Genomic DNA, 26,022 nt, shown 5'->3' with positions numbered 1-26,022 from the left:
GGCCGGCACCGCCGCGAACGGGCGCGCAGCGCGTGCTCATGGCGCGCGGCGGCAGCCCCGCCGCCCGCAGGCCGCGCACGTGCCGGGCCGGCGCGCGCATCGGTTCAGTTCGCGGCTTCGGCCAGCATGCGCGCGGCGCGCGAGAACAGATCGTCGGCGGCTTCCTCGAGCATGCCTTCGAGGCCGAGCGTCGCTTCGGCGTCGTTGCCGGCCCGGGCCCGGACCGCGTCGGCCAGATAGCCGACCATGCCCTCGTGCAGGCGCGACAGCGGCACGCCGGCACTGACGCTGTGGTCCGCCAGCAGCAGGGCGACGGCGTCGGTCAGCACGGCCAGCTGCGCGGACGTCTGCAGACGGAAGAGACCTTCATTCATGCTCTTGCTCGAAAACCGATGGGGGAACGCGAAGCCTACCATCGGTTCCGACCGCCTCGCCGCGCGGCGGCCTCGCCAGACCTCAGAAGCCGTCGTCCTCGGCGGGATCGTCGATCGGCAGCGTCAGCTGCTCGGGGCGCGCCCAACCGACGCGACCGGTGCTCAGCGAGAGAATCTGCTGGCGCCAGGAATAGCAGCCCTGTTCGTTGGGACCGAGCAGTTGCAGGCGCGATAGCACCAGCAGCGGCTTGCCGCGCAAATGCTCGTACTGCGGATTCAGGCTCGCATCCGGGCGGAAGCGCAGGCGGATACCGATCGGCCACTGGCTGGCCGGGCGGCTGGAAGTGTCGGCGGTATGCGGGTCGATCATGGCGGCGCGCAGGAAAGTGAAGGCCCGGGCGCATTCTTGCCGCGCCGCGGCACGCCGCCATCGCGGGCGCCCCCGACACCGATGTCAGCCACGGCGGACGGGGCGCGTAGGACGCCGCACGAGCCGCCGGCGGCGTCTTTGGCTATGCTCGGCACGTTCCCCCGCGGCGAGCGTGCGATGGCCGAGATCATCAACTTCAACAAGGCGCGCAAGAAGAAGGCGCGCGCCGAAGCCGAGCGGCAGGCGGCCGAGAATCGCGTGCGCTTCGGCCGCAGCAAGGCCGAGAAGACGCTCGATGCGGCGCGCGCCGAGGACGCGCGCAAACGCCTCGATCAGCTGCACCGCGAACCAGGCGACGCGCCGGCGGACGCCGACGCGCCCGGCACGCCGGACTGAAGGCGGTCGCGCGTTCAGCCGCGCAGGTGGCGGCCGAGGAACTCGAGCGCCGCGCGCACCGCCTCGTCGCCATGCCGCACCGCGCCGATATGGCCGGCGCCGGACACCACGAACAGCGCGTTCGGCACGCCGGCGGCATCGAGCGCTTGCCGGTAGGTCTGCGCCTGCGCGATCGGCACCAGACGGTCGCCGCTGCCGTGGTAGAGGAAGACCGGCGGATCCTGCGCGTCGACCTGCAGCGCCGGCGATGCCGCGCGGCACAGCGCCGCCGCCTGCGAGCACGGCGCGCCGAGATAGGCCTCGACCATGCGGTTGTCGGGGAAGCGCGTCAGATCCGCCGGCGTGCCGCCGGCGACGACCGCGCGCAGCCGCACCGACGCCGCGCCGTACGGCGGCGCGGTGCCGATGCCGCCGAGCAAGGCGGCCAGATTGGCGCCGGCCGAGTAGCCCCAGGCCGCGAGACGCTGCGGATCGATGCGGTAGCGCGCCGCATTCGCCTGCGTCCAGCGCAGCGCCTGCTGCAAATCCTGCAGCGGCGCCGGAAAGCGATACGCGGGTGCCAGCCGGTAGTCGACATTGACGGCGACATAGCCGTGCGCGGCGAGCTGGCGCGCGACCGGCGCCATGTGCGCGCGCGAGCCGCGCTGCCAGGCGCCGCCGTGAATGAGCAGCACCGCCGGGAACGGCCCGTCGCCGACGGGTTCGTAGACATCGAGCGTCAGGGCCTGCGGCCAGTCCGGCGGCGTGTAGCGCAGCTCGCGCTCGACGCGCCCCTCGCCGTCCGCGGTCACCGCGCAGGCCGGCAACACGACGGCGAGCAGCAGCAGCGCGGCGCGGCGCAGGCCGCGTCTCATGGCGCGTCGGTGACGGCGAGCGGATGCACCGGCACGCCATCGCTCCAGTCGCCAAGATCGCGCTGCGCGGCGGTGCTCTCGCAGGCGGCCAGCGCCAGCAGCGACAGCGGCGCCGCCCAGCGCCGCGCGCGTGAGCGCGCACGGCGGCGCTGCCGGCGGCGGCGATGCAGCCACCAGGCGACGACGGCGGCGCAGATCGGCCCGAGCAGGATCTGCACGGCAGCGGACGCGAATGCGTTCATACGAAAGCCTTCAGCCGGGCGCGCCAGCCACGCGCACGGCGCCAGTCAGCAAACATCGCGCGCCACTCGCCGAACGCAATCGCGAACGGGTGGTAGCGCGGCGGCCGGCCGGGCACACCGTAGCGCAATTCGAGCGCCGCCGGTGCCGCCGCGAAGGTGCCGAACAGGCGGTCCCAGATGATCAGGATGCCGCCGAAATTGCGATCGAGCAGTTCGGCGTTGCAGGCGTGGTGGACGCGGTGATGGGTCGGCGTGTTGAAGACCCATTCGATCGGTCCGAGCCGGCCGATCAAGCGGCTGTGCAGCGCGAACTGATAGGCGAGGCTGAGCGCGAAGGCCGCGGTCACCGCGAGCGGCGGCACGCCGAGCCACACCGGCAGCAGCAGGAACAGCCAGGCGCCGGACAGCAGCTCGGTCCAGCCGAGCCGGTACGCCGCCGACAGGTTCAGTTCGGTCGTCGAATGATGCACGCCGTGCGTGGCCCACAGCCAGCGCAGGCGGTGGCTGCTGCGATGCATCCAGTAGTAGAGGAAGTCGACCAGCAGCACGACACCGGCCAGCGCCCACGGCCCGCCGAGGTCCGCATCGAACAGGCGGTGCGCGTAGACCCAGGCGAACAGCGGCGCCAGCAGCGCGGCGTTGAGCGCGCGCACGCCGACGTTGCCGAACGCCACCGCGGCCGACGCGGCGCTCTCGCGCCAGTCGTAGCCGCCGCGGCGGCGCCAGGCCAGCCAGCCCAGCTCGGCGAGCGCGAGCAGCATCAGCAGCAGGGGCAGCAGCGGCCGGTGCGACGCGCCGGCGGCGAACGAGGCGAACATCGCACCGGCCTGCCGCTTACGGCGCCGAAGCCGGCGTGCGCTCGACCTCGCGCACCACGCTGCCGCCGTTCGGGCCGGTCTTCACCACCTCGGCCGAGCGCGCGCCGGTCTGCGCGTCGTAGCTGCGCGTGGCGCTGCGCGAGGCGGTCTCGCCGTGCGGGCCGGTGACGCTGCGCGAGCGGCTGACGCTGCCCGGCTGCACGACGGTCTGGCCGCCGCGCGTCACCGTCTGGCCGTTGGCGCCGGTGACCGTGACGTCGCGATAGGCGGTGCCGGTCGCGGCGTCGTAGCCGCGCTCGGCCTCGCGCGTGGCGCCGTTCGGGCCCTGCTGCGTGCGCTCGGCCTCGCGGTGGCCGGGCTGGGCCGAGACCTGCGCACTGCGCTGCGCCGTGCGGCCTTCGGGTCCGCTGCGCGAGACGCTGTGCTGGCGCTCGCGCGCCTCGGCGTCGCGCGGCAGCACGGCGCTGCAGGCGAGCACCGCGGACAGCGCCGCGCCGGTGAGGGTCAGGAAATGGGGAGTACGAAGGGAACGGGACATGGCGAAGCTCCGCTGGGGGAAGGGGAAAATCGAAGCGTGATGGCTCAGGAACCGCGCGCGGCGCGCGCCCGCTGGCGCAGTTCGGCGCGCGTCAGCTTGCCGTCGCCGTCGGCGTCGGCCGCGCTGAAGCGTTCAAGGCGCGCGGCGACGAACTCGTCCTCGCGCAGCGCGCCGTCGTGATCGCGGTCGAGCCGCCGGAATTCGGCGTGCAGCGCGGCCGCGGCCTCGTCGCGGCTGATCGCGCCGTCGCCGTCGGTGTCGACGGCCTTCATGCGCGCGCCGCCGGGCGCGTCGGCCGGCGGCTGGGCGGCCGCCGGCAGCGCCAGTGCGGCGAGCAGCAAAGCGACGACGGGCCACGCCACCCGGGCGGGCAACAGACGACGGCGGTTCATGGGCAGGCTCCGGTCGGTAACAGTGCGGCCAGAGTGCCGCGCGACGTCGGCACGCAGGTGTCCGCCGCCGCACGCCATGTGACGCCGTGTAACAAGCGTGTCGCGGCCCTCTGCGCTCGGCTATAAAGCGGCATGTACGTCCCGGAGCCGCCGCGCATGAATCTCGCTGCCCGCATCGTCATCGTCGAGGACGACCGCGAGATCGGCCCGCTGGTGCGCGCCCTGCTCGAGCGCGAGAACTACGCGGCCGAGTGGGTGCGCTCCGGCAGCGAGATGGATGTCGCCCTCGCCCGCCAGCGCGCCGACCTGCTGATCCTCGATCTGATGCTGCCCGGCGAGGACGGTTTGTCGATCTGCCGGCGCCTGCGCGCGCAGGGCCATCTGCCGATCGTGATGCTGACCGCCAAGGACGAGGATCTCGACCGCATCATCGGCCTCGAACTCGGCGCCGACGACTATCTCGGCAAGCCGTTCAATCCGCGCGAGCTGCTGGCGCGGATCCGCGCCGTGCTGCGCCGCACCGCCGCGGCGACGACGCTGCAGCCGAGCGGCCACGAGTGCCTGCGTTTCGCCGGCTACGTCTTCGATCTCGGCGCGCGCGAACTGCGCCGCGACGACGGCACGCCGATCGAACTGTCCGCCGGCGACTACGACCTGCTGGCGATGTTCGTGCACCATCCGCAGCGCGTGCTGAGCCGCGAGCAGATCATGGAGTTCACCAGGCGCCGCAGCTGGGAGATCTACGATCGCTCGATCGACATCGCCGCCTCGCGGCTGCGCCGCAAGATCGAGCCCGATCCTGCGCATCCGAGCCTGATCCGCACGGTCCGCAACGGCGGCTACCTGTTCACGCCGCTGGTCGAGCGCGTCGCGCCGTGATCGGTCTAGCGCTCCGCGTCACCGTGCTGATGGTGACGACCCTGCTGCTGGTGTCGATGACCCTGCTCGGCGCGTTCTACCTGCAGCGCGCCAGCGACACCGGACGAACGCCGCTGGCGCCGCTGCCCGGCCGGCTGGCGGCGATCGTCGAGCTGCTGGAAGCCGATCCGGCGAACAGCGACCGCATCCTGCGCGCCGCGACCTCGCCCGACTTCCGGCTCAGTCTGCGCCCCGGCCCGCTCGGCGCGCAGGACCACGACGAGCATCCGCGCGTGGCGGCGCTGCTGCAGCGCGGCGCCGCCACGCTGCGCGCCCACGCGCTGTCCGTCAGCGGCCAGCGCGCCGGCGACGAGGACGGCGACGGCAGTGGCGCACTGCGCGTGGCGGTCGCGCTGCAGGACGGACGCGTGCTCGAGGCCGAAGTCCGCGGCGCCACGCTGCGGCGCACGCTCGGCCGTCCGTTCGCGCTGGCGACGATCCTGCTGGTCGGCGCGATCGGCCTCGCCGCGCTGTGGGCGCTGCGCGCGCAGATCCGCCCGCTCGAAGCGCTGGCCCGCGCAGTCGAGCGCATCGGCACGAACGCCGACGGCACGCCGCTGCCGGAGAGCGGTGCGCGCGAGGTGCGCCAGCTGGTCGACGCCTTCAATCGCATGCGCGAGCGCATCCATCGCCTGCTCGAAGCGCGCACGCGCCTGCTCGCGGCGATCAGCCACGACCTCGGCACCTATCTGACGCGCCTGCGCCTGCGCGTCGAGCTGATCGACGATCCGGAGCAGCGCACGCGCGCCGGCCAGGACCTGCACGACATGCACCAGCTGCTGCGCGACGCGCTGGCGCTGGCGCGCACCGAAGCGGCCGGCGACGCGCCGCCCGAGGCGGTCGATCTGGTCGCGCTCGCCGAGCGCGAGCGGCGCGAACGCCACGCCGAGGGCGGTCAGGTGTCGCTGCAGGCGCCGGCGACACTGGTCGTGTCCGGCCAGGCACTCGGGCTGGCGCGCGTGCTCAGCAATCTCGTCGGCAACGCGCTCAAGTACGCCGGTGCCGCGGAGATTCATCTCGCCCGCGACGGCGCGCAGGCTGAGCTGCGGGTCGACGACCATGGTCCCGGCATCCCGGCCGCCGAGCGCGAGGCAGTGCTGGAGCCGTTCTATCGCCGCGACCATGCCCGCACGCTCGACGGTGGCGGTTCCGGCCTCGGGCTGGCGATCGTCGCCGACATCGTCCGCCAGCATCACGGCGAATTCCGTCTCGAGGAGACGCCGGGTGGTGGCCTGCGGGCCCGCGTGCGGCTGCCGCTCGCCAACGCCAGGACATAAACGCCGGACAACAAAAAACCGCGGCCGGGGCCGCGGTTTTTTTACAGCTCAGGACGGCTTAGATCGCGCGGATCTTGGTGGCCTGCATGCCCTTCGGGCCGCGAGCCGCCGTGTACTCGACGCGCTGGCCTTCGGCGAGGGTCTTGAAGCCCGTGCCCTGGATTTCCTTGAAGTGCGCGAAGAGGTCTTCACCGCCTTCGCTCGGCGTGATGAAGCCGAAGCCCTTGGCGTCGTTGAACCACTTCACGGTGCCGGTCGAAACATTGCTCATGGATACATTCCTTTCAACAAATTGATAAACGGGCCATCCCGCCCGCGGGGTGCATACGGTCAAGAGGAACGCATCGGGAAATTCATGCCACCGGAGTGGCGGATGTCCAACGGATGACACTGCTTGAGGCGACTGCGGTACTCACAGTACGCGATCGCCGCGCATTTGTCGACTCGGCGCTTCGGGGCCTGCAAACCGCCCGGCCGCCATCCGCATCCAACGACAGCCAGACCGATGTGCCGCCGTGCGGCACCTGACCGCAGTCCCTGCCCGAGAACCGATATGGAAATCGCCAACCTGCTTGGCGCGGACGCTTTCGTCCCGCCGCTTTCCCGCATCGCTCCTGATCCTCGCCTCCCGGCCGCAATGCCGATGCCTGCCCCGACGCTCGATCAGCTGCGCCGCCGCCCGCGCCCGCCGCTGGCCTGGGAGGCCGCGCAGTGCGCCCGCAACTTCGGCCTGCTGCGCGCGCCGCTGGCGGCAGCGCCGATCGAGACGGCGCCCGGCCGCTGGCGCCGCCCCGACAGCTGGACCGCGCAAGGCCTGTGAGGCGGCCGGCGCCGGGCACAAAAAAAGACCGGCCAGCGGCCGGTCCGTGGTACCACGAGCTGCGCGGCCGTCAGCCGGCGGCGCCGGCGCTCGTCGCGGCCGCGTCGGCCGGCGCATGGTCGATGACCAGCGCGACGCGGCGATTGGCCTCGCCCTGCGCCCCGTAGGCGCCCGGCTCGACCTGACGGTTCTTGTCCTTGCCGTAGCTGACCGCGCGCACCTTGCCGGCGTCGAGGCCGCCGGTCTGCACGAGATAGTCGCGCACGGCCTCGGCGCGCTTCAGGCCGAGCTTTTTGTTGTAACCGGCCGAGCCGGCGGCATCGGTGAACCCTTCGACCGTGACCAGCACGTTCGGGTGGTGCTCGCGAATCACCGCGGCGAACTCGTCGAGGGCCGGCTTGTCCTGCTCGCGCAGCGCCGCCTTGTCGTAGTCGAAGTGCGCACCGAGATCGACGCGCACGCGGCCCTGCAGCTGCGAGATCTTGGCGTCGTAGGCGGCGAAGCGGCTGTCGAGCTCGCTCTTCAGGCCATTGAGGTCATTGCGCAGCGCCGCGTCGTTGGCGCGAAGCTCGGCAATGGCCGCGTCGTAATCCTCCTGTTTCACATAATGATGGCAACCGGCCAGCACGACCGCCGTCAGGCCGATCGCGAGCTTGGTGGCGACTCCGTACGTCTTCATCGACGACTCTCCTTGGATCCCTGGTCATGGTTGTCCGCGAGCAGTCGCGAACGGTCGGGAAAGTAGCCCCTCAAAATGAAGTCCACCTGAACCGCCGGCCGCCCGCTGCGCGCGCGACCGGCGCTCAGGCTCAGGCCGACGCCAGATCGCGCAGCTGCAGGCGCCGCACGCCAGCGGCCGTCATGTCGTGCCAGGCACGCTCGCGCGAACCGTCGAGGTCGATCGCCCGGCAGGCGTCGTCGATCACCGCCGTCGTGAAGCCCGCGGCGCGGGCATCGAGCGCCGACCAGGCCACACAGAAATCGAGCGCGAGGCCGGCCAGATAGACCGTATCGACGCCGCGCTCGCGCAAGTAGCCGGCCAGGCCGGTGGTCGTGCGGCGGTCGGCCTCGACGAAAGCCGAATAGCTGTCCACCTGGCGGTGGCAGCCCTTGCGAATCAGCAGCCGCGCCTGCGGCAGCGCGAGGTCCGGATGCAGCGCCGCGCCGGCGCTGTCCTGCACGCAGTGATCCGGCCACAGCGTCTGCGCGCCATATGGCAGCGCGATCTGCTCGAACGGCTGACGCCCGGCATGCTGGCTGGCGAACGAGGCGTGATCGGCCGGATGCCAGTCCTGCGTCAGCACGACATGGGCAAAGCGCGCGCCCAGCCGGTTGATCAGCGGCACCACCGCGTCGCCATCGGCAACCGGCAGGCGCCCGCCGGGCATGAAGTCGTTCTGCACGTCGATCACCAGCAGCACGGCGCGCGGATCGGCGGGCGGCGCAAGAAGGGCAGCAGACGAGGGCATCGACGAACTCGCAAGGACAAACCTGCCGCGCAGCGTAGCGCCGCGCCGGAAATGCGAAAGCCCCGGCCGGGCCGGGGCTTTCCAGTGTCAGCGAACCAGACTTCGGGCCGCCGCGATGACGCTCAGATCACCGCCGCGATGGCCTTGCAGACGTAGTCCAGGTTCTTGCTGTTGAGTGCGGCGACGCAGATACGGCCGCTGTCCACGCCGTAGACGCCGAACTCGCTGCGCAGGCGCTGCATCTGCTCCTTGCTCAGGCCCGAGTAGCTGAACATGCCGACCTGCTGGGTGATGAAGCTCATGTCCTGCTGCACGCCCGCCGCCTTCAGGCCCTCGACGAGCCGGCTGCGCATCAGCTTGATGCGCTGGCGCATCTCGGCCAGCTCCTGCTCCCACTGCGCGCGCAGTTCCGGCGTATTCAGCACCGCCGCCACCACCGCACCGCCGTGCGTCGGCGGGTTGCTGTAGTTGGTGCGGATGGCGATCTTGAGCTGCGACAGCACGCGATCGGCTTCTTCCTTGTTCGCGCACAGCACCGACAGCGCACCGACGCGTTCACCGTAGAGACTGAAGCTCTTGGAGAAGCTGGTCGACACGAAGAAGGTCAGGCCGGCGGCGACGAACTTGCCGATCACCGCGCCGTCCTCGGCCAGACCCGAACCGAAGCCCTGGTAGGCCATGTCGAGGAACGGCGTGAGGCCGGCTTCCTTGACCACGGCAATCACCTGCTCCCACTGCGCGGCCGTGAGATCGTAGCCGGTCGGGTTGTGGCAGCAGGCGTGCAGCACGACGATCGTGCCCGGCGCGGCGGCCTTGAGGTCGGCGAGCAGGCCGGCGAAGTCGATGCCGCGGCTGGCGGCGTCGTAGTAACGGTAGGTGCCGACCTCGAAGCCCGCCTGCGTGAACAGCGCGCGGTGGTTCTCCCAGCTCGGATCGGAAATCAGGACCTTGGCCTTCGGGTTCAGCTTCTTCAGGAAGTCCGCGCCGATCTTCAGACCACCGGTGCCGCCGATGGCCTGCACGGTCGCCACGCGGCCGCTCTGGACCGGCTCGCTGTCGGTACCGAAGACGAGGCCCTTCACCGCGGCGTCGTAGGCGGCGATGCCATCGATCGGCAGATAGCCGCGCGCCGTCGGCTTTTCCATCAGCGCCTTCTCGGCGGCCTGCACGCACTGCAGCAGCGGCAGCTTGCCGTTGTCGTCGTAATAGACACCGACGCCGAGGTTGATCTTGTTGGGGTTCTTGTCGGCGGCGAAAGCTTCGTTCAGGCCCAGAATCGGGTCGCGCGGCGCCATTTCGACGGCGGAGAAGAGGGACATGCGGAATCCTCGGGAGCGCTGATCAGGATCGCTGCCGCACAAAAAAGGGTCTGCCATCCGGCAGACCCTCCATGTTTGGCTCCGCGACCTGGACTCGAACCAGGGACCCAGTGATTAACAGTCACTTGCTCTACCGACTGAGCTATCGCGGATCGGCAGGGGTGCGCATTCTAGTGAGCGGCGGCCGCCGATGCAATGCTTGGCCGCATGCCGACCCTGCCGGCGGCTAGAATCCGCATCCCTCGCCGGAATCCCCAACCGTGACCCTGCTCGCTCTCAAGAACATCACCCTGCGTTTCGGCGGCCCGCCGCTGCTCGATGGCGTCAACTTCGCGATCGAACGCGGCGAGCGCGTCTGCCTGCTCGGACGCAATGGCGAGGGCAAGTCGACGCTGCTGCGCGTCATCACCGGCCAGCAGCACGCCGACGACGGCGAGGTGATCCGCACCCAGGGCCTGCGCATCGCCGAGATGCCGCAGGACGTGCCGAAGGGCCTGAGCGGTACGGTCCGCGAGATCGTCACCAGCGGCGCCGGCGCGGTCGGCGCGGCGCTCGCCGAATACCACCACCTGCTGCTGCACGACCCCGAGCAGCTCGACCGCCTCGGCAAGCTGCAGCACGTGCTCGACACGCAGAACGGCTGGGCGCTCGATGCGCGCATCGATGGCGTCGTTTCGCGTCTCGGCCTGCCGCCGGATGCCGCGTTCGAGTCGCTGTCCGGCGGCCTCAAGCGCCGCGTGCTGCTCGGCCGCGCGCTCGCCGCCGAGCCCGATCTGCTGCTGCTCGACGAACCGACCAACCATCTCGACGTCGACGCGATCGCCTGGATCGAGGACTTCCTGGCGGCCTGGGAAGGCGCGCTGCTGTTCATCACCCACGACCGTGCGTTCCTGCGCCGGCTGGCGACGCGCATCGTCGAGCTCGATCGCGGCCGGCTGACGAGCTGGCCCGGCGACTACGACAACTACCTGCGCCGCCGCGAGGAGCGCCTGCACGCCGAGGCGCAGGAAGTCGCGCTGTTCGACAAGAAGCTCGCCCAGGAAGAGGCCTGGATCCGCAAGGGCATCGAAGCGCGGCGCACGCGCGACATGGGCCGCGTCAAGCGCCTCTACGAGATGCGCGATCAGTACGCGCAGCGCCGCAAGCTGCAGGGCACCGCGCAGTTCACGGTCCAGGAGGCCGAGCGCTCCGGCAAGCTCGTCGCCGAAGCCAGGAACCTCAGCTACCGCTGGGGCGAGCAGCTGATCTGTCGCAATTTCTCGACGACCATCCTGCGCGGCGACAAGATCGGCGTCGTCGGCCCGAACGGCGCCGGCAAGACCACACTGCTGCGCCTGCTGCTCGGCCAGCTGCAGCCGGACAGCGGCGAGGTGCGCATCGGCAGCAATCTGGAAATCGCCTGGTTCGACCAGCTGCGCTCGACGCTGGACGAGAGCAAGCCGGTCTGGGAGAACATCGCCGGCGGCAAGGAGTTCATCGAGATCGGCGGCGCGCGCAAGCACGTGATGAGCTATCTGCAGGACTTTCTGTTCACGCCGGACCGCGCGCGCAGCCCCACGCATGTACTGTCCGGCGGCGAGCGCTCGCGCCTGCTGCTCGCACAGCTGTTCTCGCAGCCGGCGAACCTGCTGGTGCTCGACGAGCCGACGAACGATCTCGACGTCGAGACGCTGGACCTGCTCGAAGAACTGATCACCGATTTCGACGGCACCGTGCTGGTCGTCTCGCACGATCGCGCCTTCCTCGACAACGTCGTGCTGCGCACGCTGGTGTTCGAGGGCGAAGGCCGCATCGGCGAATACATCGGCGGCTACAGTGACTGGCTGCGCCAGCGCCCCGCGCCGGCCGCCAAGTCCGCCGCGCCGAAGCCGACCGCGGCGCCGGCACCGGCACCGGTCGCCGCCCCGCCGCCGGCCAGGCCGGCGCTCAGCAACGACGAGCGTCGCGAGCTGAAGAACCTGCCGGGCAAGATCGAAAAGCTCGAAGCCGAGCAGCAGGCGCTGGGCCTCAAGCTCGCCGAGCTGTACGCGAGCGATCCCGGCAAGGCCACGGAGATGCAGAAGCGGCTCGCGGCACTGCAGGCGCAGCTCGCCGCTACCTATGCGCGCTGGGAAGAACTCGAAAGCCGCTGAGCCGTACGTGTCTGCTGACACCTTCCCGTCAGCAGACACGCGCACCGCCACCCGGTGCGGCGTCGCCTTGGAGTAGGCTGTAGGGCCCTGTTGAACCGGGCCGGCGTCGGCCCCATCTTGCCGCCATGCGCGAAGCACCCCGCGACGAACTCAAGGACCGCCGGCTCAAGGACCGCGACGCCGGCCTGTTCCATCTGAAGGCCAACTGGCAGCCGGCCGGCGACCAGCCGACCGCGATCGCGACGCTGGTCGAGGGGCTGCGCGACGGCCTCGCCCATCAGACCCTGCTCGGCGTCACCGGCTCCGGCAAGACCTTCACGATCGCCAACGTCATCAACGAGCTGCAGCGCCCGGCGCTGATCATGGCGCCGAACAAGACGCTGGCCGCGCAGCTCTACGGCGAGTTCCGCGAGTTTTTCCCGGACAACGCGGTCGAGTACTTCGTCTCGTACTACGACTACTACCAGCCGGAGGCGTACGTGCCGAGCAGCGACACGTACATCGAGAAGGACAGCTCGGTGAACGACCACATCGAGCAGATGCGCCTGTCGGCGACCAAGGCGCTGATGACGCGGCGCGACACCATCATCGTCGCCTCGGTCTCGGCGATCTACGGCCTCGGCGATCCGGAGCAGTATTTCCAGATGGTGATGCATCTGGTCAAGGGCGAGCGCCTGCCGCAGCGCGAGCTGATCCGCCAGCTGACCTCGATGCAGTACGTGCGCAACGAAGTCGCGCTGGACCGCGGCACCTATCGCGTGCGTGGCGAAGTCATCGACATCCATCCGGCCGAAAGCGACGCGGCGGCGATCCGCGTCGAGCTGTTCGACGACGAGATCGAGACGATCTCCGAATTCGACCCGCTGACCGGCGAGGTCAAGCGCAAGCTGCCGCGCGTGACGATCTTCCCGAAGACGCACTACGTCACGCCGCGCGAGAAGATCGTCAACATGTTCGACGCGATCAAGGAAGAACTCGATCAGCGTCTGAAGCTGCTCAAGGCGCAGAACAAGCTCGTCGAGGCGCAGCGCCTCGAACAGCGCACCAACTTCGATCTCGAAATGATCCGCGAGATCGGTTACTGCAACGGCATCGAGAACTACTCGCGCTATCTCTCCGGCCGCAACCCGGGCGAGCCGCCGCCCTGTCTGCTCGACTACCTGCCGCCGGACGCGATCGTCGTGCTCGACGAATCGCACGTCACCGTTCCGCAGATCGGCGCCATGTTCAAGGGCGACCGCTCGCGCAAGGAAACGCTGGTCGAATACGGCTTCCGCTTGCCGAGCGCGCTCGACAACCGCCCGCTGCGCTTCGATGAATTCGAGCGCATCTGTCCGCAGACGATCTACGTCTCGGCGACGCCCGGCCCGTACGAGATCGAGCACTCGGCCGGCGCCATCGCCGAACAGGTCGTGCGGCCGACCGGCCTGATCGATCCGCCGACCGAGATTCATCCGGCCTCGACGCAGGTCGACGACCTGCTCGGCGAGATCCGCCTGCGCGCCGACAAGAAGGAGCGCGTGCTGGTCACCGTGCTGACCAAGCGCATGGCCGAGGATCTCACCGACTATCTGCACGAGAACGGCGTCAAGGTCCGCTACATGCACTCCGACGTCGACACCGTCGAGCGCGCCGAGATCATCCGCGACCTGCGCCTCGGCCTGTTCGACGTGCTGGTCGGCATCAACCTGCTGCGCGAAGGCCTCGACATCCCGGAAGTCTCGCTGGTCGCCATTCTCGACGCCGACAAGGAAGGCTTCCTGCGCTCCGAGCGCTCACTGATCCAGACCATCGGCCGCGCCGCACGCAACCTGCACGGCAAGGCGATTCTCTACGCCGACCGCGAAACCGACTCGATGAAGCGCGCGCTCAGCGAGACCGACCGCCGCCGCGCCAAGCAGATCGCCTACAACGAGGCGCACGGCATCACGCCGAAGGGCGTGCAGAAGCGCATCGCCGACGTCATGCGCTACGGCTACGAGGACTACCAGGTCGGTGCCGGCGCCGCGCTCAAGGCCGCGGAGGTCAAGGCGCGCTACGAGGTGCTGCCGCCCGAGCAGATGGCGAAGAAGATCGCCAAGCTCGAAAAGCAGATGAAGGAGCACGCGATGAACCTCGAGTTCGAGGCCGCCGCCAAGCTGCGCGACGAGATCCGCAAGCTGCGCGAACAAGCCCTCGTCAACGCCGCCTGACGCAGAGGAAATCCACTGAGGCTTGCGCCCGGCCCGGCGACACGGTATCTTTCGCGCCCTTCGACGGACCCTAGGCGCGTAGCTCAGCTGGTTAGAGCACTACCTTGACATGGTAGGGGTCGTTGGTTCGAGTCCAATCGCGCCTACCAACACCGCAAGAACCCTCGGCTGATGCCGGGGGTTTTTGTTTTTCGGGCCGAGTCGAAGCGACGCGTTTTCAGTCGCCTCCGCGCGATCCGTCACGCCGCCGGAATCGCCGGGGCACGCCGCACACCTCACTCGCGCGTCAGCGCATACAGCGTGCAGTTGCCGATCCGGCTGGCACTGACGCCCGGAGATGGGCAGGTCCAGACGGCCAATGCTCGCGCGTCGGAGGTCATCGACAGGCCGACGATCGGACTGGCCGCCTGCGCCCTTACACCAAACCAGGACCCGAACTGGTGCATGCCCGTGATGAAATCGATCGGCCCATCGCTCAAGGTGCAGACCCCTCCCGTACAACGCAGTTCGCCTGCCGCTTCGCTGAGCGTGCCGCTCGCAGGCTCATAACGCAGGCGCGCTCCCCGCCAGACGCCATCGATCGCATCGTCGGGCAGCTCAAATGCCGGCGGCTGGCACTCGCCGGAAGTCGGCGCGGCGACATCGCGCCAGGCGGCGCGGGCGCGCCCGCTCTCGCGATCGTTGTCCGAGGCGGCATCCGGAAGGTGGATCGAGAAATACGCGCGATGGACATCGATGCCGAAGGCCATCACGATCTCCAGATCGTGAGTCCATGAAGAAGCGTCTGGTGCAAGCCAGTAGTGATCCTGAACGAACGTTGTCTCACCGCGCCGCAGGCACCAGCGGCTGCGCTCCGAGGTCGCGCACCAGGCATCTTCGCTGTCGAGGCTGACCATCCCGCCCTCAGCGCGGATCTGCGCAGCGCGGTCTTCCAGCGTGGCCGACGTCAGCGCCCCGCAATCGCTGCTCTGAAAGAAGCCATTGGCAATCGACATGGTCTGCCTGGCCGCGAGGTAGGGACCATCCTGCAGCTGGGCGTAGTCTTCGAACATCGGCTGCGCAAGTGGCACGGGACTGCCGGGACCGCCGCCGGCATCCTCGCCGCCGTCATTGCCTCCGCCACCGCAGGCCGCCAGCAGCAATGCACATCCCGTCATCCACCGGTTCGACTTGCTCATGACGGCTCCATCCTGCGCTTCATTCGATGATGCGGTAGCGCTGCTCGGCGCCGCAGAACGCGTCGGTCTGACTGCGCACTGCCTCGTACTGCGCGGCGGAGGCCAGATTCAGCCGTCCGCGCCAGTCGATGCAATGGTCCCGGAAGTGCTGCCACCAGCGGGCGCGGCACTGCCGATAAGCGATGCTGCCCTCCGCCCGTACCAGCCGACAGTCGCGCTCGGCTGTCGCGAGCAGGCCATCGACGCTCGGATAGCGCGCGGGGTTGTCGCCGCGCGACGGCGGCGAGGCCGACCGCTCGCGCATGATGTCCAGCGCCCGCTGCACGCGCTCGGCCGCAGGGGGCCCTGATTCATCCGCGGCGGCCGAACGCGGCACGCAGCGGCGCTCGCCGTTGATGAGTCCGCAATCGAAGCGCGTGCCATCCGGCAGGGGCTCTGGCGTCGGCCCCGCGCTCGAAGCCGGCGCCGGTACACGTCCGCCTTCGACGGACGCCGCCGGTGGCGACTCGACGTCGCCAGCAAGCTCTTCAGGCGGCGCCAGCTTGCGCAAGCCAATGTAGGCCCCGACGCCGAGGATCAGCACGAGCACGAGGATCGACGGCAGCAGATCGCGCTCCCGCCGCGCCGCCCGCCGCGGCGGGCGCAGTTCCGGAATCATCCGAATACCCGACCCGACGAACGCTATTCCTGCTTCTGGTGCACCAGGTCGTAGGTGATGTCGGGGTTGAAACCCATCGGCCAGTAGATCGCCCCAGCCGGCGGCCAGAAGATCGAGGCGACGCGGAACTTGGCGCGCAGCTTGCCGGCCTGGACCACCTCTCCGTTCTTTTCGAGGCGATACGGAATGCCGCCGGCGGCGCTCCAGAAGAACGGCTTGGTGGTGACGACACCATCGGCCGGCACCTCGAGCGAGCGGCCCATCACGACCAGTTGCGTGTCGGGCGGCGTGACGAAGTGGCCGGTCGTCGAGCAGGCGCCGAGCAGGACCGTGCCGCCGAGCAGCAACGCGACGAGAAACTTCTTCATGATTTCCCCCTGTCGAAATCGAGAGCCGCGCCGCACGATCACGCCGCGGTGTTTCGACTGTAGCCGATTCGCCGCCACTGCCGCGGCGGGCCGGGACCGCGGCACCGAGACCGGACGCACGCCGGGGCAATGGCCAGCGCCGGCGCCGCGACCTCCGCGAAAACCGCATCGCGCCAGGTCTGGGTCGCGACGCATCCCGACGACCGCCCCGCGCCAAGCGGACCATCTCGTTGAAGCACGTGCGCCCGGCAGGCCGCCATCGCGCACACTGCTGCGGCCTCCGCGCGCGGTGCGAAGCACGCTGCGGGTGGCCGATCGGCGACCCCGCGCCGGGCCCGGCGCTGGTGCGGCGGCGGCACCACCGCCGTCGCTTGCGAGCGTGGCGCGCGAACCGTTGATCGCGCGAGCGCTTCGATAGCGCCCTGAAGCCGGCGCTGCCCATAATGGCGCCTCGCACCGTCGACGAGACGCCGATGCGCCTTGCCCTGCTGTCCGACATTCACGGCAACCTGCCGGCGCTCGAGGCGGTGCTGGCCGATGTCGCGCGGCGCGGCGCCGATGCGATCGTCAATCTCGGCGACAGCCTGTCGGGCCCGCTGCTGCCGCGCCAGACCGCCGAGCTGCTGATGCTGCGGCACGACTGGACGCAGCTCGCCGGCAACCACGAACGGCAGCTGCTCGAAGATCCGCCGCAACGGCGCAGCGCGTCGGATGCCTACGCGCACGAGCAGTTGCCGATGGCGGTCTTCGCGTGGCTGCGCACGCTGCGCCACTGCCAGGCCTATGCCGGGGACGTGCTGCTGTGCCATGGCACGCCGCGCAGCGACACCGAGCCGCTGCTCGACACGCTGACGCCACAGGGCCTGCGCCGGGCGCGCGCGGCCGAGATCGCCGAGCGTGTGGGCGCATCAAGCGCGCGGCTGATCGCCTGCGGCCACACGCACCTGCCGCGGCTGGCGCGCACGGCGAGCGGCCAGCTGATCGTCAATCCGGGCAGCGTCGGCCTGCCGGCCTACGCCGAAGACCGTCCGCACGCCTATGTCGTCGAGAACGGCGCGCCGGACGCGCGCTACGCGCTCGCCGAACGCCGCGCCGGCGTCTGGCAGGCGGAGCTGATCGCCGTGCCCTACGATCACGAAGCGATGGCGCGGCTGGCGGCGCGCAACGGGCGGCCGGACTGGGCGATCGCCCTGCGCAGCGGCTACGCGCGCAGCTGAGTTCAGCGCGCCGCGCCGAGACGTGCGGACAGCCGCGCGACGAGCTCGGCGGGCGTGGCGCAGAAGCCGTCGGTGCCCGCCGCCAGCAGCTCGTCGCGCGCGCCGTAGCCCCACAGCACGCTCCACACCGTCACGCCGTTGGCGTGCGCGCCGAGCACGTCGTGACGACGATCGCCGACCATCAGGCAGCTCGCCGGATCGAGCCGTTCGGTCTGCAGCAGATGGCGCAGCAGCTCGGCCTTGTCGGCGCGCGTACCGTCGAGCTCGGCGCCGTAGACGCCGGACAGCCAGCGCTGGAGGTCGAAGTGCTCGACGATGCGCTGCGCGTAGACGCGCGGCTTCGAAGTCGCCAGCAGCATGCGGCAGCCGAGTGCGCGCAGGCCGTCGAGCATGTCCACAATGCCGGGATAGAGGCGGTTCTCGTAGAGTCCGATGCGGGCGAAGCGCTCGCGGTAATGGCCTACGGCTTCATCGATCAGGTTGCGGTCGTCGCTGCCGAGCAGCTGCGCGAAGGTGAGCTGCGTCGGCGGACCGATCAGCTGGCGCAGCGCCGCGTCGTCGGGCACCGGCCGCTGCATCCGCTGCAGCGCGTACTGCATGCTGCGGACGATGCCTTCGGCGGAATCGGTCAGCGTGCCGTCGAGGTCGAGCAGGACGTTGCCTCGCGCCGCGCTCATTTCGGCGCCGTCACGCCGGCGGTGTCGAGAATGATGCGCGCCAGATGATCGTAGTTGCCGTCGAAGTGGTGGCCGCCCGGCAGCTTGACCAGCTTGACCTTCTTCGGATCGAGCGACGGGCACAGCGTGTCGTCTTCCTCGGCGCCGTAGATGCACAGCGGATTGCCGCCGTCGAGCCGGGCGACTTCCGGCGCGATCGGCAGACCGTCGTCGCCGCCGCCGACCCAGTTCGTCACGTGGAACTCGAAATCGGCGCGCTCGGACAGCCCCATCATCGCCGTGACGGCCACCATCTCGCGGGTCTGGTCCGGCATGCGGTTCATCGCGAACGGCAGCACGTTGGCGCCCTGCGAGTAGCCGATCAACAGCACCTTGTCGCGCTTCCACTGGTGCGCGTAGTAGCGGATCACGCGGTCCAGGTCCCGGGCCAGGCTGGCCGGCGTCTTCTCGCTCCAGAAATAACGCAGCGAATCGACGCCGACGACCGGGATGCCATGTGCCTTCAGCGCCTCGGCGACATCCTTGTCGAGCCCGGCCCAGCCACCGTCGCCGGACAGCAGCACGGCGAAGGTGTCGCCCGGTGCGCTCGCCGGAATCTCGATCAGCGGCAGGTCGGACAGCGAAGTCGGCAGCGCCGTGCCGGTCAGCGGCTCGAGCTTGGCGGCGAGCGCGTCGTAGGCCTGATCGAACAGGCGCTCGCGATTGCTGGCCGCCGAGGTGATGCGCCGCGCATTGTCGACGTCCGGAAAGCCGCGATCGATCTTCACCGGGCAGGTCTGCGTATCGACGCCGGCGTCGATCCAGGTCCACGGCGCATGCAGGGCCTTGGCCGGCAGCAGCACGCCGGGCCTGGCGCGCGGCGAGGCGTAGCGCACGCCCTGGCCTTCGCAGAACGGCTTGCGCAGGCCGGTCTGCGGACAGAAGCCGAGCGTCACCGCGCCGGTGAACTTCCCGTCCTCGGCCTGCGCGATCAGCATGTAGGCCAGCGCCGCGCCGCTGCCCTCGCCGACCAGGATCGGCGGGAAGTAGCCGGGCACCTTGTAGTAGGCCTGGACGAAGCGGCTCAGATTCTCGAAGTCGCCGCTCGCGTACAGACAGGTGTCGTCGGCGCTCGCGAAGTCCGCGTACAGGCGTTTGCTGTCGATGCCGGCGACCAGCGCGCCGCGCTCGGCGAGCCGCCTGGCGGTCGCCACGTCATCGGCGTTCCAGCCGTCGGTGCCCGACAACAGCATCACGAAACTCTTCACCTGATGGCGCGGCGGATACATGGCGACGCCTTCGAAGCGCCCGTGCGAGACCATCTGCTCGGCGCCGGGCGCCAGCGGGATTTCCTTCGGCGGCTTCGCTGCGGCCGGCTTGGCGGGCGGCGTCGGTCTGGCGGGCGCCGGCCGCGCCGGCTGCGGTTCCGCGGCCGATGCGGCGGCGGCGAGCAGCGCGAACGCCGCGGCGGCGAGCAGACGAGCGCTCATTTGCTGATGACTCCTTTGAGCCCGCCGCCGATCAGGGCGGCGATGTCGGTCATCGCCAGCAGCGGCCCGAGCCCGCCGGGCGCGACCAGATAGCGCGGCTCCCAGGTCGGCGCGAATTTTTCCTTGAACGCACGCAGGCCCTGGAAGTTGTAGAACTGGCCGCCGTGCGCGAACAGCAGGCGTCCGAAGCGATGCCAGCGCGAGGCGAGCGGATGCTCGATCATGCCGGACATCGGCGCCATGCCGAGGCCGAAACTCTGGTAGCCGAGCGATTGCAGCTGCAGCAGGGTCTTGGCGAACAGGAAGTCCATCGCACCCTTCGGCGCATCCGGACGGTAGCGCATCAGATCGACGACGGCGTCGATGCGCTGTTCGGTGATCAGCACGCTGACGAAGGCGACGATGCGGCCCTGGGCCCGGGCGACGCCGACCGCGCCGCACTGCAGATAGCGCTCGTCGAAGCGGCCGAGCGAGAAACTCTTCTCGCGCGCTTCATGCTCGGCCATCCAGCCGTCGGAGACCTCGCGCAGCTCCGGCAGCCAGTCGGCGACCGCCGCGCCTTCGCGCCATTCGAAGCTCAGGCCCTCGCGCTCGCCGCGGCTGGCGCCGTGGCGCAGATTGGCACGGGCGCTGCCTTTGAGCGTGAAGTCGGGCAGCGGCACCGACGCGTACTCGCCGAGCTTGAGCGCGTGCAGACCGGTGTCGAGATAGATCGGCAGCGAGGCTGGCCGCACCTGATAGAAGACCGCGCGGCCGCCGTGCGCCGAGGCCATCTCCATGAAGCGCCAGATCAGCTCGGGCCATTCCTTGACCGGCCCGACCGGGTCGAACAGCGACACCCACGAGCGGCCGTGCTTGCCGTACATCAGGAAAGCGTTGCCGGACGCCGAGAACAGCAGGCCCTTGTCGCCGGTCAGCGCCAGCGCCGCCTCGGCGCGCGGCTGCTGGCGGACGATGGCCTGCGCGCGCAGCAGTTCCTCGTCGCTCGGCGGCGTCATGGCGCCCGAGCCGGGCCGCATCAGCTGCCAGGAGGCGTACACCAGCGCCAGCGCGGCGATGCCGGTGATCGCGCGCAGCGAGCGCGGCGCATTGGCGTTGAACGCGAACTGCCACCACAGCTCGTTGCCGTAATCGACGTCGCGATAGGCGAACAGCAGCACCCAGAAAACCACTGCGATGATGCAGCCGACGGCGACGAACCAGGCCAGCGAGAAGCTCTGCGACAGCAGCGAGGCGCGCCGGTAGAACTCCTTGCGCGAGGCGATCAGCGTCAGGCAGAGGAACGCCAGCAGCACCATCTCGCCGATCGCGAAGCCCTTCGGCAGTGCCAGCCAGAAACTCAGCACCGTCAGCCCCAGCGCCGCCCACCAGGCGGCGTCGAGGCGATGCAGCAGGCCGCGGGCGATGAACAGGAAGGCGATGCCGGCCATGCTGCCGATGAAGTGCGATGCCTCGACGATCGGCAGCGGCACCTTCAGCGCCAGCAGCTCGGCGGCTTCGTCGGTCGCCGGCGTCGCGCCGGACACCAGCAGCATCACGCCGACGATCATCGCGAACGCGGCGAGGAACGCCGGCGACAGGCGCGCCGCGGCGCGCGTCACCGGCGCGGCGACGCCGGAGCGCAGCTCGAAGACCGCGAGCATCGCCACCGCGACCAGCAGCGGCAGCAGATAGTAGACACCGCGATACAGCACCAGCGCGCCGGCCAGCTGATCGACCGGCAGGCGCCCGGAGAAGGCCAGCAGCATCGTCGCCTCGAACACGCCGAGGCCGCCGGGCACGTGGCTGATGATGCCGAGCGCGATCGCGATCGCGTAGAAGGCGACAAAGCCGGCGAAGCTGACGTCGGCGTGTGGCAGCAGGAACCACAGCGCCGCCGCCGAGAACACCAGCTCGACGACGGAAATGCCGAGCTGCTGCAGCGCCAGCCTGGCGGCCGGCAGGCGCAGCGTCAGCTTCGGCCCGAGCGGAATCTCCGGCCGCGCCGCGCACAGCGTGATGAAGGCGGCGACGCCCATCAGCAGCAGCACGGCGATCGTGCGCAGCAGGTTCGGCGCCAGGTGCGCGACGTCGGCGACCTGGCGCGCGCCCCACAGCAGGCCGAGCGCGCCGAGCGTGGAAATGCCGACGCCGAAGGCGAGCGCGTTGAAGGCGATCGCGCGGCCGACCTGCGGCGCCTCGACGCCGGCGGCGGTGTACATGCGCATGCGCACCGCGCCGCCGGTCAGCACGCCGAGGCCGACGGTATTGCCGAGCGCATAGGCGATGAACGAGGTCAGCATCACCACGCGCGGCTTCACGCGCGCGCCGACGTAACGCAGGCTCGAGAAGTCGTAGCCGCTGAGGGCGATGAAGCTCGCCGCCGTGGCCAGGATCGACAGGACGACGCCCATGCCCGACGTGGCCCGGATCGCCGCGAGCAGATCGGCGTAGCGGATCTGCTGGGTCAGGCGCTGAAGGGCATAGAGGATCAGCGCCGTCAGCAGCACGGCGCCGCCGATCGTCAGGGCGATGCGCCAGCGCGACCAGTGCCCGGCGAGTGGCAGTTCGGACGGCTCGGAGGACGAGGACGCTGCTGCAGGCGCGGCGGAGGCAGAGGGTTCCGGCATCTTGGTGGAACGGCAGGCTCGATCTAGGGATCGTGGGACGATTGTAAGGGGCGGCACCGCGCCGCGGCAGCGGACGGCGGCGCGGCTGGCGGCCGGATGCAAAGAACCCCGGCCAAGGCCGGGGTCCGAAGTCTGCCGCGCGCGCTCAACTCTGTCCGGGTCCGCCGAACGCCGGCGCGGCGCCGGCGTCGAGGCGCTGCGCCAGTGCCGCCGGCGGCAGATAGCCGTTGACGACGCTGCCGTCCTCGAGCACCAGCAGCGGCGTGCCGCGCAGGCCGAACTCGTTGCCGAGCGCCCATTCGCGTTCGACGACGTTCTCGCACTTCTCGCCGCCCTCGACCGCTGCACCGAGCTTGGCCTGAGTCAGCGCCGCCTTGCGGTCCGCCGAGCACCAGACCGCCTCGGCCTTGCGGAACGATTCCGAGTTCGGCCCGGTGCGCGGGTACGACAGGTAGCGGATCTCGATGCCGGCGGCGTTGTACTGCGCCATCTCGCTGTGCAGCTTGCGGCAGTAGCCGCAGTCGACGTCGGTGAAAACGGTGACGACATGCTTGGTGCGGCCTTCCGGCGCGAACACGATCATGTTCTCCTCGCCGAACGCCGCGAGCTTGGCGACGCGGTCGGCCTTGCGGCGGTTCTCGGTGAGGTTGCTGCCGTCCTTCAGGTTGATCAGATCGCCCTCGATCAGGAACTTGCCGTCGGCGGTGACGTAACCGATGTTGGGGCCATCCTGGACTTCATAGAGCCCCCGGCTCGCCGCCGGACGGATGTTCTCGGCCTTGACGCTCGGCAGCAGCTCCTTGACGCGGGCGCGGACGGTTTCGAGTTCGGAATCCTGCTTCGGCGCACAGGCCGCGAGCAGCAGGACAGTGGCGGCGACGGAAAGCGGCAACGCGAACTTCATGGAGGTTTCACGGCGGGCGGATGAGGACGGCCATTATGACAGCACCGTCCGCCACTGGTTCAGCGCAGCGCCGCCGATCGCCGCCGCTCAGGCGCGCGGATGGTGGCGAGCGTGCAGCTCGCGCAGCCGCGCCTTGGCGACGTGCGTGTAGATCTGCGTGGTCGACAGATCGGCATGGCCGAGCAGCGCCTGCACCGCGCGCAGGTCCGCCCCATGTTCGAGCAGATGCGTGGCGAAGGCGTGGCGCAGCGTGTGCGGCGACAGCGCGCTGCGGATGCCGGCCTGGCGGGCGTGGGCCTTGATGCGCATCCAGAAGTTCTGCCGCGTCATCGCCGCGCCGTGGGTGCTGACGAACATCCAGTCGACGCCGGCCGGCGCATGCTCGCCGCGCGCCTCGCGCACGTAACGCTGCACCCAGTGGACCGCCTCCTCGCCCATCGGCACCAGGCGTTCCTTGCCGCCCTTGCCGACGATCTGCACGACGCCCTGACGCAGGTCGGCGCCGGTCAGCTTCAGCGTCACCAGCTCGCTGACGCGCAGGCCGCTGGCATACATCAGCTCCAGCATCGCGCGGTCGCGCAGGCCCAGATCGGTGTCGACGTCCGGCGCGTCGAGCAGGCGCTGCACGTCGTCCTCGCTCAGCGTCTTCGGCAGGCGCAGGCCGAGCTTCGGCGACTCGATGCGCGCGCTCGGGTCGTCGTCGCGCTGGCGGTCGGCATTGAGATAGCGGAAGAACTGGCGCAGCGCCGACAGCAAGCGCGCCTGGCTGCGCGGACTGCGCCGCACCGCCGCCAGGTACTCGCGCAGATCGGCCTCGCCGGCGGTGACAAGCGGCGTGCCGCGCGGCGCCAGCCAGCGCGCCAGCAGCGCGAGGTCGGAACGGTAGCTGGCCTGCGTGTTCGGCGACAGGCCGCGCTCGAGCCAGAGGCGGTCGAGAAAGCGCTCGATCGCCGCGCGGTCCTCCTCGGACGGCGCGGCGGCGAGCGGAGGAAGCGAAGTCGGGGCGGCGCGCGGCATCCGCGTATTGAAGCCTCGCCGCGCCGGCGCGGGCAAGCGCCGCGGACGCAGGTGCGCAATCCGGGTCAGGCCGGCGCGCCGGCCGCGCCGTACAGTGCCGCCATGTCTGCCGTCGAATCCGCCGCCACAGCCGCCACCCGCCGCGAGCAGCGCCTGCGCCGGGTGCTCGAGTACATCGAGACCCGCCTTGACGAACCGCTCGATACCGCGACGCTCGCCGGCGTCGCCGCGTTCTCGCGGTTCCACTTCCATCGGCAGTTCGCGGCCCTGGCCGGTTGCACGGCACGCGACTATCTGGCGCAGGCCCGGCTGCGCAGCGCGGCCTGGCGGCTGGCCTACCGGCCGCGGCAGAGCGTCGCGCAGATCGCGCTGGCCTGCGGCTACGGTTCGCCGGAAGCCTTCGCCCGCGCCTTCAAAGCCGCCACCGGACAGACGCCGAGCGCATTCCGCCGCCAGCCGGACTGGCCCACGTGGCAGGCACGCGAGGACGCGCTGCGCCACATCCGGAGCACGCACATGCCGAACCCGCCCGTCCCGTCCGCCGTACGCATCGTCGATTTTCCGGCCACGCGCATCGCCCTGCTCGTGCACCGCGGCGATCCACAGCGCCTCGGCGAGTCGATCCGCCGCTTCATCGCCTGGCGGCGGGCGCGGCACCTGCCGCCGTCGGCTGCCGCGACCTACAACCTGCTCTACGACGATCCCGCTGCCGTTCCGGCAGACGAATTCCGCCTCGGCCTCGCGGTGGCGACGACGCGGGAGATCACCACCGCCGACGACGGCCTCGTCGCGGCCTGGATTCCGGCCGGCCGCTGCGCGGTGCTGCGCCACCGCGGCGACGACGACGGTCTCGGCGACACCCTGCGCTGCTTGTACGCAGACTGGTTGCCGGACAGTGGCGAAGCGCTGCGCGACCATCCGCCGTTCCTGCAGCGTCTGGCGGCGTTCCCCGATGTCGCGGCCGACGCCGCCTGCACCGACGTGTTCCTGCCGCTGCGCTGACGACGCCGGCACCGATCGGCGACAATGGGCGGGTTTATGCGCCGCCTATTCGATCTGATCTACGCGCCGTTCGCGGCGCTCGTGCTCGCTCTGCTGATCCCGCCGGTCTGCGTCGCCGTCATCCTCGGCCCGACGCTCGCGGTTCGCCGCCAGACCGGGCGTCTCGGCGTGCGCCTGATGATGGCCTGCATCGGCGTGCCGGTCCGCGTGCGCGGCGTCGAGCGCCTGCCGGCCGCCGCCGGCATCGTCGTCTGCAACCACGCCAGCTACCTCGACGGCATCGTGCTGACCGCGGCGCTGCCGCCGCACTACAGCTTCGTCGTGCAGGACGGCGCCGAACGCTGGCCGCTGATCGGCCGCTGCCTGCGCGCGATGGGCGTCGTCTTCGTCAACCGTGCCGAAGCCCGCGCCGGCGCACGCACGACGCGAGCGCTGATGCGGCGCCTGCACCAGGGCGAGGCGCTGGCGATCTTCGCCGAAGGCACGTTCAAGCCCGAACCGGGCCTGCTGCCGTTCAAGGCCGGCGCCTTCCTGATGGCGGCGCGCTGCGGCGTCGCGGTCGTACCGGCGGCGATCCGCGGCTCACGGCGCCTGTACGGCGGCGGACGGCGCCTGCCGCGCTGGAGCGCGCTCGATATCGAGATCGGCGTGCCGCTCGTGCCGGACGGCAGCGACCGTGACGCCGCCCTGCGCCTGCGCGACGCGGCGCGACGCGAGGTGCTGCGCCTGTGCGGCGAGCACGATCGCGCGCCGGCCGACGCCGGCGCCAGCGGCGATTCGGAGCTCTGAACGGTCATGTATTCGACCCGCGG

28 protein-coding genes and 2 tRNA genes are annotated in these 26,022 nt (G+C 70.4%); 10 read left to right on the top strand and 20 right to left on the bottom strand.

Annotation, left to right across the window (positions count from 1 at the left end):
• Positions 1-104: 104 nt before the first annotated feature.
• On the bottom strand, positions 105-374 hold the full coding sequence (locus H149_RS0107100; protein ID WP_020649052.1) for a hypothetical protein: 270 nt from the start codon (positions 372-374) through the stop codon (positions 105-107).
• Between the two features lie 82 nt (positions 375-456).
• Positions 457-744, bottom strand: coding sequence for a hypothetical protein (locus tag H149_RS0107095; RefSeq protein WP_020649051.1), 288 nt, complete (start codon positions 742-744; stop codon positions 457-459).
• 177 nt (positions 745-921) lie between these two features.
• Here H149_RS0107095 and H149_RS0107090 point away from each other — a divergent pair, with 177 nt between their 5' ends.
• Positions 922-1,140 (top strand): DUF4169 family protein, encoded by a 219-nt coding sequence (locus tag H149_RS0107090; RefSeq protein ID WP_039748415.1) that lies wholly within the window; start codon positions 922-924, stop codon positions 1,138-1,140.
• Positions 1,141-1,154: 14 nt separating this feature from the next.
• Here the strand turns inward: H149_RS0107090 and H149_RS0107085 are convergent, their stop codons facing one another.
• Genes H149_RS0107085 through H149_RS23120 form a run of 5 tightly spaced genes read right to left on the bottom strand, consistent with a single transcriptional unit; the run spans position 1,155 to position 4,062 of the window.
• Entirely contained in the window at positions 1,155-1,994 is an 840-nt protein-coding gene (locus H149_RS0107085) for an alpha/beta hydrolase (protein ID WP_020649049.1), read from the bottom strand.
• Entirely contained in the window at positions 1,991-2,236 is a 246-nt protein-coding gene (locus tag H149_RS0107080) for a hypothetical protein (RefSeq protein ID WP_020649048.1), read from the bottom strand. The genes H149_RS0107085 and H149_RS0107080 overlap by 4 nt, the downstream gene beginning before the upstream one ends.
• Positions 2,233-3,054, bottom strand: coding sequence for a sterol desaturase family protein (locus H149_RS0107075; protein ID WP_020649047.1), 822 nt, complete (start codon positions 3,052-3,054; stop codon positions 2,233-2,235). Before H149_RS0107075 ends, H149_RS0107080 begins: the two co-directional genes overlap by 4 nt.
• Positions 3,055-3,070: 16 nt before the next feature.
• Complete coding sequence (locus H149_RS0107070; protein WP_154654678.1) at positions 3,071-3,592, bottom strand: hypothetical protein; 522 nt, start codon at positions 3,590-3,592, stop codon at positions 3,071-3,073.
• A 44-nt stretch (positions 3,593-3,636) separates the two neighbouring features.
• Positions 3,637-4,062, bottom strand: coding sequence for an EF-hand domain-containing protein (locus H149_RS23120; protein WP_154654677.1), 426 nt, complete (start codon positions 4,060-4,062; stop codon positions 3,637-3,639).
• Positions 4,063-4,140: 78 nt separating this feature from the next.
• On the opposite strand from H149_RS23120, the gene H149_RS0107060 reads away from it, so the two are divergent.
• Both H149_RS0107060 and H149_RS22065 read left to right on the top strand, forming a co-directional pair.
• Positions 4,141-4,863 (top strand): response regulator, encoded by a 723-nt coding sequence (locus tag H149_RS0107060; RefSeq protein WP_026352953.1) that lies wholly within the window; start codon positions 4,141-4,143, stop codon positions 4,861-4,863.
• On the top strand, positions 4,860-6,179 hold the full coding sequence (locus H149_RS22065; RefSeq protein WP_020649043.1) for an ATP-binding protein: 1,320 nt from the start codon (positions 4,860-4,862) through the stop codon (positions 6,177-6,179). Before H149_RS0107060 ends, H149_RS22065 begins: the two co-directional genes overlap by 4 nt.
• A 58-nt stretch (positions 6,180-6,237) precedes the next feature.
• Here H149_RS22065 and H149_RS0107050 read toward each other — a convergent pair whose 3' ends face one another.
• Positions 6,238-6,450, bottom strand: coding sequence for a cold-shock protein (locus H149_RS0107050; protein WP_020649042.1), 213 nt, complete (start codon positions 6,448-6,450; stop codon positions 6,238-6,240).
• Positions 6,451-6,732: 282 nt separating this feature from the next.
• Between H149_RS0107050 and H149_RS0107045 the strand changes: the two genes are divergently transcribed.
• Positions 6,733-6,999 carry a hypothetical protein gene (locus H149_RS0107045; RefSeq protein ID WP_154654676.1) on the top strand — a complete coding sequence of 89 codons (267 nt, stop codon included), beginning with the start codon at positions 6,733-6,735 and terminating at the stop codon, positions 6,997-6,999.
• 70 nt (positions 7,000-7,069) lie between these two features.
• On the opposite strand, the gene H149_RS0107040 is transcribed toward H149_RS0107045, so the two are convergent.
• From H149_RS0107040 to H149_RS0107025, 4 genes are all read right to left on the bottom strand, one after another.
• A complete protein-coding gene (locus tag H149_RS0107040) occupies positions 7,070-7,678 on the bottom strand; it encodes an OmpA family protein (protein ID WP_020649040.1) in 609 nt (202 codons plus the stop codon).
• 130 nt (positions 7,679-7,808) lie between these two features.
• Positions 7,809-8,468 carry a bifunctional nicotinamidase/pyrazinamidase gene (gene pncA / locus H149_RS0107035; RefSeq protein WP_026352952.1) on the bottom strand — a complete coding sequence of 220 codons (660 nt, stop codon included), beginning with the start codon at positions 8,466-8,468 and terminating at the stop codon, positions 7,809-7,811.
• Positions 8,469-8,590: 122 nt separating this feature from the next.
• Positions 8,591-9,787 carry an amino acid aminotransferase gene (locus tag H149_RS0107030; RefSeq protein ID WP_020649038.1) on the bottom strand — a complete coding sequence of 399 codons (1,197 nt, stop codon included), beginning with the start codon at positions 9,785-9,787 and terminating at the stop codon, positions 8,591-8,593.
• A 76-nt stretch (positions 9,788-9,863) separates the two neighbouring features.
• Positions 9,864-9,939 (bottom strand) — tRNA-Asn (locus H149_RS0107025).
• A 108-nt stretch (positions 9,940-10,047) separates the two neighbouring features.
• Between H149_RS0107025 and H149_RS0107020 the strand changes: the two genes are divergently transcribed.
• The 3 genes from H149_RS0107020 to H149_RS0107010 all read left to right on the top strand — a co-directional run bounded on the left by H149_RS0107020 (position 10,048) and on the right by H149_RS0107010 (position 14,260).
• A complete protein-coding gene (locus H149_RS0107020; protein WP_020649037.1) occupies positions 10,048-11,919 on the top strand; it encodes an ATP-binding cassette domain-containing protein in 1,872 nt (623 codons plus the stop codon).
• A gap of 125 nt (positions 11,920-12,044) precedes the next feature.
• Positions 12,045-14,111 carry an excinuclease ABC subunit UvrB gene (gene uvrB, locus H149_RS0107015; protein ID WP_020649036.1) on the top strand — a complete coding sequence of 689 codons (2,067 nt, stop codon included), beginning with the start codon at positions 12,045-12,047 and terminating at the stop codon, positions 14,109-14,111.
• A 72-nt stretch (positions 14,112-14,183) separates the two neighbouring features.
• Positions 14,184-14,260: transfer RNA gene (locus H149_RS0107010), tRNA-Val, on the top strand.
• Between the two features lie 126 nt (positions 14,261-14,386).
• On the opposite strand, the gene H149_RS0107005 is transcribed toward H149_RS0107010, so the two are convergent.
• Genes H149_RS0107005 through H149_RS0106995 form a run of 3 tightly spaced genes read right to left on the bottom strand, consistent with a single transcriptional unit; the run spans position 14,387 to position 16,315 of the window.
• Positions 14,387-15,289, bottom strand: coding sequence for a hypothetical protein (locus H149_RS0107005; protein ID WP_154654675.1), 903 nt, complete (start codon positions 15,287-15,289; stop codon positions 14,387-14,389).
• Between the two features lie 19 nt (positions 15,290-15,308).
• On the bottom strand, positions 15,309-15,947 hold the full coding sequence (locus H149_RS0107000; RefSeq protein ID WP_020649034.1) for a hypothetical protein: 639 nt from the start codon (positions 15,945-15,947) through the stop codon (positions 15,309-15,311).
• A 23-nt stretch (positions 15,948-15,970) separates the two neighbouring features.
• Entirely contained in the window at positions 15,971-16,315 is a 345-nt protein-coding gene (locus tag H149_RS0106995; protein ID WP_020649033.1) for a hypothetical protein, read from the bottom strand.
• 443 nt (positions 16,316-16,758) lie between these two features.
• Between H149_RS0106995 and H149_RS0106990 the strand changes: the two genes are divergently transcribed.
• Entirely contained in the window at positions 16,759-17,532 is a 774-nt protein-coding gene (locus H149_RS0106990; RefSeq protein WP_020649032.1) for a metallophosphoesterase family protein, read from the top strand.
• A gap of 2 nt (positions 17,533-17,534) precedes the next feature.
• Here H149_RS0106990 and H149_RS0106985 read toward each other — a convergent pair whose 3' ends face one another.
• The 5 genes from H149_RS0106985 to xerD all read right to left on the bottom strand — a co-directional run bounded on the left by H149_RS0106985 (position 17,535) and on the right by xerD (position 24,208).
• On the bottom strand, positions 17,535-18,209 hold the full coding sequence (locus H149_RS0106985) for an HAD family hydrolase (protein WP_020649031.1): 675 nt from the start codon (positions 18,207-18,209) through the stop codon (positions 17,535-17,537).
• A complete protein-coding gene (locus H149_RS0106980; RefSeq protein ID WP_020649030.1) occupies positions 18,206-19,678 on the bottom strand; it encodes a virulence factor family protein in 1,473 nt (490 codons plus the stop codon). The genes H149_RS0106985 and H149_RS0106980 overlap by 4 nt, the downstream gene beginning before the upstream one ends.
• Complete coding sequence (mprF, locus tag H149_RS0106975; RefSeq protein ID WP_026352949.1) at positions 19,675-22,287, bottom strand: bifunctional lysylphosphatidylglycerol flippase/synthetase MprF; 2,613 nt, start codon at positions 22,285-22,287, stop codon at positions 19,675-19,677. Before mprF ends, H149_RS0106980 begins: the two co-directional genes overlap by 4 nt.
• Positions 22,288-22,432: 145 nt before the next feature.
• A complete protein-coding gene (locus tag H149_RS20090; protein ID WP_020649028.1) occupies positions 22,433-23,191 on the bottom strand; it encodes a DsbC family protein in 759 nt (252 codons plus the stop codon).
• Between the two features lie 87 nt (positions 23,192-23,278).
• Positions 23,279-24,208: a site-specific tyrosine recombinase XerD gene (xerD, locus tag H149_RS0106965; protein WP_020649027.1), complete on the bottom strand. Its 930-nt coding sequence runs from the start codon at positions 24,206-24,208 to the stop codon at positions 23,279-23,281.
• 102 nt (positions 24,209-24,310) lie between these two features.
• Here xerD and H149_RS0106960 point away from each other — a divergent pair, with 102 nt between their 5' ends.
• Together H149_RS0106960 and H149_RS0106955 are read left to right on the top strand one after the other, a co-directional pair.
• On the top strand, positions 24,311-25,210 hold the full coding sequence (locus H149_RS0106960) for an AraC family transcriptional regulator (protein ID WP_039748403.1): 900 nt from the start codon (positions 24,311-24,313) through the stop codon (positions 25,208-25,210).
• Between the two features lie 36 nt (positions 25,211-25,246).
• Positions 25,247-25,999, top strand: a complete 753-nt coding sequence (locus H149_RS0106955) for a lysophospholipid acyltransferase family protein (RefSeq protein WP_020649025.1) — start codon at positions 25,247-25,249, stop codon at positions 25,997-25,999.
• Positions 26,000-26,022 lie beyond the last annotated feature (23 nt).

Source organism: Solimonas variicoloris DSM 15731 (assembly GCF_000382285.1).
Classification (GTDB): Bacteria; Pseudomonadota; Gammaproteobacteria; order Nevskiales; family Nevskiaceae; genus Solimonas; species Solimonas variicoloris.
Note: the sequence above shows the minus strand (reverse complement) of the source record. Positions and strands in the feature narration are given on the sequence as shown.